Below are 6,511 nucleotides of genomic sequence, written 5' to 3'. Positions count from 1 at the left end.
GCTATTACTACTACAGTCGCCGTGTCCCGAAGGACTTACCACAGCATTATTCCCGCCCTAGGATTGTGGAATGCCTCAGGACCTGTTCGTCGAGGCAGGCCAAGCTGCAGGCTCAACAGGCCAATGCCAAGTTAGAGGCATATTGGGCCTCGCTGAGGGTCGCACATGCCACAATCCCAGGCTTAAAAACTTGTTTGACGCCAACAGTAAATCCAGCAGCTAAGGTTGATCCTAAGCGCCAGAATAATCAGCCTGATCTGATGCAGGCCTTACAAGTATACTTGGACCTTAAAGGAAAGAACCGGCCCAGATCCTTTGAAGCCGCAGCTACTCGTACCTGTAATTATCTAATCGGTATCGCCGGTAATAAGCCCCTCGGTGATTATACTCGTGGGGATGCTTTGAAGTTTCGGGAATGGCTAATCGATCGTGGCCTTACAGGTTCCAGCGTCACTCGAAACTTTTCTTATCTAAAAGCGGTATTCAACTTCGCCGTGTCTGAACATGCCTTGGACATAAAAAACCCGTTCCTCGGTGTTTATCACGATCGCCAAGCCGGTGTGATAAAGCGTCAGCCAATTCCGATAGAAAATATTAAACTGGTTCAGGCGCAGTGCAGGCAGATGGATGATGACATGCGGTGGTTGGTGGCCTTGTTATCAGACACGGGATTGCGCTTAGCTGAGGGCGCTGGGCTCTTGAAATCGGACATACACCTCGATTGTGAAGTGCCATTTGTACGTATTCAGAAGCATCCGTGGCGAGGCCTGAAGACCCGTTCCAGTGAGCGTGACGTACCTCTAGTGGGGCAGGCGCTGTGGGCTGCCGAGAGGGTCGTGCAGGCACCGTCTGATAGCGCCTTTGCTTTCGCTAGATATAACCAAACTGATACTACAGCGGCGAATTCAGCCAGCGCTGCGTTGAACAAGTGGCTGAAGCATTATGTGCCGGCGGGCTGTACGATGCACAGTTTCCGTCACTCGATGAGGGATAGGCTAAGGGCGGTTGAGTGCCCCTCAGAAGTGATTGATCAAATTGGGGGGTGGGCAACAGATGGCATTGGTGCGTCTTACGGAGCCGGCTACCACTACTCAGCGCTTGTAGGCTGGTTACGGAAAATCGTGACCTAAAACTCTAGTTGGTTACTGGTATCTGGAGCCTAAGGTGATCAAAGGCGTCTGACCCAGTTTGGTCGCTATGCAAACGGTCTCATCAATAACGATAGGCTCATTCTCTGGCCACATCCCCTCTTCGAAGGCTTGTTTGCTGATTTTACGATCACATATCGGCGCAGGAGTTGCTTTGTACCCGAGATTATTCATGCAACGTTCAAAATATCGAACCCTAAGACCAAGATTTTGATCCACGGAGTTAACCCCCCCACCTATTGTATGGCCTCCATAGGATGTGCATCCGTACTCATCACAGTCCGTATAAGTTGGCGTGATTCTAGCTGGCGTTGAGTAGACTTGTATAGCGGGTTTCACCTTGTCTGTGGCTTCTAGTTCGCAGTTTAAATGGTCATCTTTAATAGAGCTGTTAGTCATACCGGGCTTGTACATAAAAGTCTGCTCAGGCGTACTACAGGAGCTGACAGACATTATTGCAAGTGCACTCAACAAAATCTTCATGCGTGATATCATGTCAATTAGCATTGGAACGTGTGTTTCTAGCATAATGGTCAGCAATCGACTGCGGCACGATGAGCGCCGCGGTTAAAATACTGAGTGTTATCTGAGGTTTAGACCCGAATATTGCATCCGTTATAAGGCCTTGGTGGCGGAGACGAAGGGATTCGAACCCTCGAGACCCTTCCGGGCCTACTCCCTTAGCAGGGGAGCGCCTTCGACCACTCGGCCACGTCTCCGCCGACGGGTATACAAGCGCAAGAGACGGATTTACAAGGTGTTTTCTGAGGTTTTTCAAATTTCTTCCACCCCATGAAAACCGCTGAAAATTCCCATAAAATAAAGGCGAAACGCGCGCTCTTGCTGGCTTTGCTTGACACCTCTCATTTCACAGGTGCACCTTGGGTTTCACGCTTTTCCGCCCGTTGCGGGAATCCCGTTGGCCACTTGCCATGCCATTTTTTTCAATCTTGGCCCTGCGTGTTTAAAAAACGCGGTATAGCTCTCGCAAAAATAGTTATGCCCCGCCTCGCCCGTCTTGGATGTGGCAAAGCGGTGCTTGGGGCAACCGCCATTGCAGGCAAAGCGAAACGCACAGGCGCGGCATTGTGCCGTCAATGACGCCTCTTTGTCTTGTCCAAAGGCCTCCTGCCGATCGTTCCAGAGCATCTCGCGCAGCGGGGTCTCACGGATGTCGCCGAGTTTGTATTCGGGGTAAACATAATGATCGCAGGCATAAAGGCTGCCGTCATGTTCAAGCGCGAGACTCTTGCCGCAGGTCTTGGCAAAAACACAAAGCGCCGAAGGCCGCCCCATCCAAAGACCAAGCTGCACATCAAAGAACTGCACCGAGACCCGCCCCACATCGGCTTTGAACCAGAGATCAAAGACATCACACAGAAACTTGCCATAGGCGCGCGCGGCGACGCTCCACTCGGTTACTTTATTCTCGGGGGCCATGTCCTGCTGTGGCGCCCCCGCCAGCATGGCGCCGCCGCTGCGCTCGGCAATCGGGATGAACTGGATATGTTCAAACCCTGCCCCCGTCAGAAACCGGTAGATTTCGCGGCCCTTGCCGCCATTGGCGCGGTGCACAGTTGTTAGCGCGTTATGCGGCACACCATGGCGCTGAAGCACCTCAAGCCCGCGCATCACCGCGTCAAATGTTGGCCGCCCCGCGCGATCGACGCGGTATCTGTCATGCACAGCTTTCGGCCCGTCCACGCTCAGCCCGACAAGAAATCCGTTCTCCGCCAGAAAGCCGCCCCATGCCTCATCAAGTAACATCCCGTTGGTTTGAAGCGCATTGGACAGCGGCACCCCCGCAGGCAAATGCTTTTTCTGCAGCGCCACAATCTTGCGAAAATACTCAACCCCGAGCATCGTCGGCTCCCCGCCCTGCCACGCAAAGTGAACCTCGCCCATGCCGCTTTCCTGCGCAGCACCAATGGTCTGGACGATATAACGCTCCAGAATATCGTCAGACATCCGGAATTTTTTCTCCTCCGGATAGAGCTTTTCTTTTTCAAGGTAGTAACAGTATTTGCAATCAATGTTGCAGCGCGGCCCAATCGGCTTGGTCATAATACTAAATGGCAACGGCTGCATAAAAAACCCCTGTTTAACCCCGTCATATGTGCCTGAAATAGTCTCTGACTTAAAGCTTCTTTGATAGACCCACATCACAAAGCAAGATATCACTGGCGCCAAGAAGGGCCAAAGCCCTCGCAGTTGGTATCGAGTTGTGGAGTAAGAGTATGTCAGCCCAAGGCGCGCAAAAGAATGTTTTGCTCATCACGTTTGATGACGCTGTTGCCTTTTGGAAATACAAAACCGCCTTTGGCGAAGCCCTCCAAACGCCCAATCTAGACCGCATCTGCGCCGAATCCACCGCCTTTCAAGCGGCCTATTGTCAGGCCCCTGTCTGTAGCCCGTCGCGCGCCAGCTTCATGTCAGGCCAGTCGCCGCATCAGTCCGGCGTCACTGGCCCCTATAAGAACTACTTTGAGAAAATCTCCCCCAAGGCCATGTGGCCCTACAAGCTCAAAGGCGCGGGCTATTTCTGCTCTTCGGGCGGCAAGGTCATGCAAGGCTATAGCGCTCTGGCGGAGGACATCCACCAAACGCTTTTTTCGGACAAGCCCAAGAAATTCCGTGGCGACTGGCAGATCCCCGACGCCATCAGCATAGAGTTCGGCGGGCTGCGCGGCGGCAAAGCGGCCAGAGACGCCAAAGACGACCCGCGCTTTTACGATCACCAAGCCGCGAGTTCTGCCCGCTCGTTTTTTAAACATTACAACGAAGACGCCCCGTTTTATCGTGAAGTTGGGTTTTACGGCCCTCATGGTCCTTGGATCACACCGCGCCGCTTCAAAGAAATGTATGACGAGAAAAACATCAAAAAGCCAAAGGCTTGGCTGGATGGGTTTGACGAAAGCGCCTTCATGGAGCTTCACAACTCACAAAACCTCAACGCCGATAAGCTAACGCAATGGCGCAAAAGCGTGCGCAATTACTTCTCAGCGCTCACCCATACAGACTCCCAGCTTGGCCGCATCTGGGACGCGCTCAAAGCCTCCCGCTTCGCCGACAACACGCTTGTCATCATCGCCTCCGATCACGGGCTTCACCTTGGCGAGCGCAACCGCTTTCGCAAACACACGCTCTGGGAGCAGGTCGCCAATGTGCCCCTGATCATTCACGACCCCGACCAGCCCGTCGCCCAAGTGGTCAGTGACCCTGTGGCCCTGCTCGATATCGGCCCGACTGTGATGGACTATGCTGGCTTGCCCCCGCTGGAAGGGTGCGTCGGTCGCTCGCTGCGCCCGCAAGTGGACTGGGCGCGCGCGCCTGACCGCGCCGTGCCGACCTTCCTGCATCAGAGCGCCGCCGTGCGCAAAGGAAAATACCGCTTCATCCGCTATGGTGACGGCTCAACCCAGCTGTTTGATCTGTCAAAAGACTGGTGGCAAACCCGCGACCTTGGCCCCGATCACCCCGCCTATGCCCAGATGCAGGCCGCCCATGCCACCTGCTGTCTGGAATACGGCTTTGACGTCACAGCGCCTCCACCAGAGGCAAGCGGGCCGCAGAACATGGAAGACGACTAGGCTTCACGCAACGCCGCAATCATTTTGCTCGGGTCTGTTGCAATCAAAGCCAAAAGCCTCTGCGCGGGTCCGCCAGGCGTGCGCGCGCCACGCTCCCACGCGCTATAGCCGTAATCGCCCATCCCGAGAAGCGCAGCCATGTCCTCGGCACTCAGGCCAGCGGCGCGGCGCACAGCTTCGGGCTCCAGCGGCGTCTTTGTAAGTGCGGCTGTGCCTGTGAGGGGGGTTTTGTCCTGATGTGTCATTTTTTATCCTGCTCAAATTGGCCGTGTTCCGTTGCGGCGTTTTTGGCCCGTCTCAGAGGGCCTGAAAGCGCATGGGCGGAACTTCATTTGACAATAAAAGACAAAACACCAAGCACATAAGAACCTGTGGATAAGCCCACGGTTCCAAACAATTCAAAAGCTTACAGTGTGTGTTTCATGTGAATAGCCTAGCAGGCAAAGCCACAAAGCTCAACCAAGGCCATATGCCACCGTTGCGCAAATGCATCAGAGCAGCCCCCGCGCAGAGCCCTTGAACCCCTTCAAGGGCCTGCGCGAAACGTGGTTATTTATTGAACAAGAAGTGCAAAACGTCGCCGTCTTTGACGACATAAGCCTTGCCCTCGGCGCGCATCTTGCCGGCTTCTTTGGCGCCCTGCTCCCCGTCATTGGCCACAAAGTCATCATAGGCAATCGTCTCGGCGCGGATGAAGCCTTTTTCAAAATCGCCATGGATAACGCCCGCCGCCTGCGGCGCCCCTGTGCCTTCACGGATCGTCCAGGCGCGCGCTTCCTTGGGGCCGACTGTGAAGTAGGTCTCAAGGTGCAAAAGAGAGTAGCCTGCGCGGATCAAACGGTCGAGACCGGCCTCGGCAAGGCCCATTTCCTCAAGAAACATCTCGGCCTCGTCGTCTTCCAGCTTGCTGATCTCTTCTTCTATCTGCGCCGAAATCACAACGGTCCCCGCCCCCTGCGCGGCCGCCATAGCCGCGACCGCCTCGGAATGGGCATTGCCCGTGGCCGCGCTGCCCTCATCGACATTGCAGACGTATAGGATTTTCTTAGACGTCAGAAGCTGGAGGTTTTTCCAGGCCTTCGCGTCTTCCGCATCGACCTCGACAAGCCGCGCAGGCTTACCCTCTTCCAGCATAGCTTGCGCCGCAGCCAGCAAGCGGTCCTGCTGGGCGGCCTCTTTGTCATTGCCCTTGAGCTTGCGCACAAGACCCTGACGGCGCTTTTCAACACTCTCAAGATCAGCCAGCATAAGCTCCGTCTCAATAACTTCCGCGTCCTCAACAGGGTTCACACGCCCCTCAACATGGGTCACATCGCCGTCTTCAAAGCAGCGCAAGACGTGCGCAATCGCATCGGTTTCGCGGATGTTGGCCAAAAACTGGTTGCCAAGCCCTTCGCCCTTGCTCGCGCCCTTCACAAGGCCGGCAATGTCCACAAAGGTCATGCGCGCAGGGATAATCGACTTTGACCCAGCAATCTTTACCAGCGTATCAAGGCGTGCATCTGGCACATTGACCTCGCCCACATTCGGCTCGATCGTGCAAAACGGAAAGTTCGCCGCCTGCGCCGCCGCCGTTTTTGTCAGCGCATTAAACAAGGTTGACTTACCCACATTCGGCAAGCCCACAATTCCCATCTTAAAGCCCATGGCTTTTCTCCCGCATATGCTGTTACGCGCCTCATAAGCCCTCCCCCGCCCCGCTGCAACACTCTCGACGCACTCAAACCCGCAGAGTCTTTTTCTTTCCTGAAATATCCCGGGGGGTTGGGGGCA

At 55.0% G+C, this 6,511-nt stretch carries 5 protein-coding genes and 1 tRNA gene; 2 read left to right on the top strand and 4 right to left on the bottom strand.

Features of this window, described 5'->3' with window-relative positions; all coding sequences use genetic code 11:
* A partial coding sequence (locus ACTF58_RS13290; protein WP_438992448.1) for a DUF6538 domain-containing protein occupies window positions 1-1,130 on the top strand: 1,130 nt, incomplete at its 5' end.
* A 647-nt stretch (window positions 1,131-1,777) separates the two neighbouring features.
* Here ACTF58_RS13290 and ACTF58_RS13285 read toward each other — a convergent pair.
* A tRNA-Ser gene (locus tag ACTF58_RS13285) sits at window positions 1,778-1,867 on the bottom strand.
* 169 nt (window positions 1,868-2,036) lie between these two features.
* Window positions 2,037-3,236, bottom strand: coding sequence for an anaerobic sulfatase maturase (locus ACTF58_RS13280; protein ID WP_438992447.1), 1,200 nt, complete (start codon window positions 3,234-3,236; stop codon window positions 2,037-2,039).
* A 149-nt stretch (window positions 3,237-3,385) separates the two neighbouring features.
* On the opposite strand from ACTF58_RS13280, the gene ACTF58_RS13275 reads away from it, so the two are divergent.
* Window positions 3,386-4,738 (top strand): sulfatase-like hydrolase/transferase, encoded by a 1,353-nt coding sequence (locus ACTF58_RS13275; protein WP_438992446.1) that lies wholly within the window; start codon window positions 3,386-3,388, stop codon window positions 4,736-4,738.
* Here ACTF58_RS13275 and ACTF58_RS13270 read toward each other — a convergent pair.
* Both ACTF58_RS13270 and ychF read right to left on the bottom strand, forming a co-directional pair.
* A complete protein-coding gene (locus ACTF58_RS13270) occupies window positions 4,735-4,983 on the bottom strand; it encodes a helix-turn-helix domain-containing protein (RefSeq protein WP_438992445.1) in 249 nt (82 codons plus the stop codon). The genes ACTF58_RS13275 and ACTF58_RS13270 overlap by 4 nt on opposite strands.
* A gap of 304 nt (window positions 4,984-5,287) precedes the next feature.
* The gene (gene ychF / locus ACTF58_RS13265) at window positions 5,288-6,385 is read right to left on the bottom strand and encodes a redox-regulated ATPase YchF (RefSeq protein ID WP_438992444.1); all 1,098 of its coding nucleotides are present in this window, start codon (window positions 6,383-6,385) and stop codon (window positions 5,288-5,290) included.
* Between the last annotated feature and the right edge of the window lie 126 nt (window positions 6,386-6,511).

The organism is Lentibacter sp., from assembly GCF_965657785.1.
In the GTDB taxonomy this organism is placed as follows: Bacteria; Pseudomonadota; Alphaproteobacteria; order Rhodobacterales; family Rhodobacteraceae; genus Lentibacter.
This window is presented reverse-complemented; position numbering and strand designations above follow the sequence as displayed.

Excerpts from the sequence above, each read along its gene's own strand:
- ACTF58_RS13280 (WP_438992447.1), bottom strand. The coding sequence starts at position 3,236 with ATGCAGCCGTTGCCATTTAGTATTATGACCAAGCCGATTGGGCCGCGC.
- ACTF58_RS13275 (WP_438992446.1), top strand. The coding sequence starts at position 3,386 with ATGTCAGCCCAAGGCGCGCAAAAGAATGTTTTGCTCATCACGTTTGAT.
- ACTF58_RS13270 (WP_438992445.1), bottom strand. The coding sequence starts at position 4,983 with ATGACACATCAGGACAAAACCCCCCTCACAGGCACAGCCGCACTTACA.
- ychF (WP_438992444.1), bottom strand. The coding sequence starts at position 6,385 with ATGGGCTTTAAGATGGGAATTGTGGGCTTGCCGAATGTGGGTAAGTCA.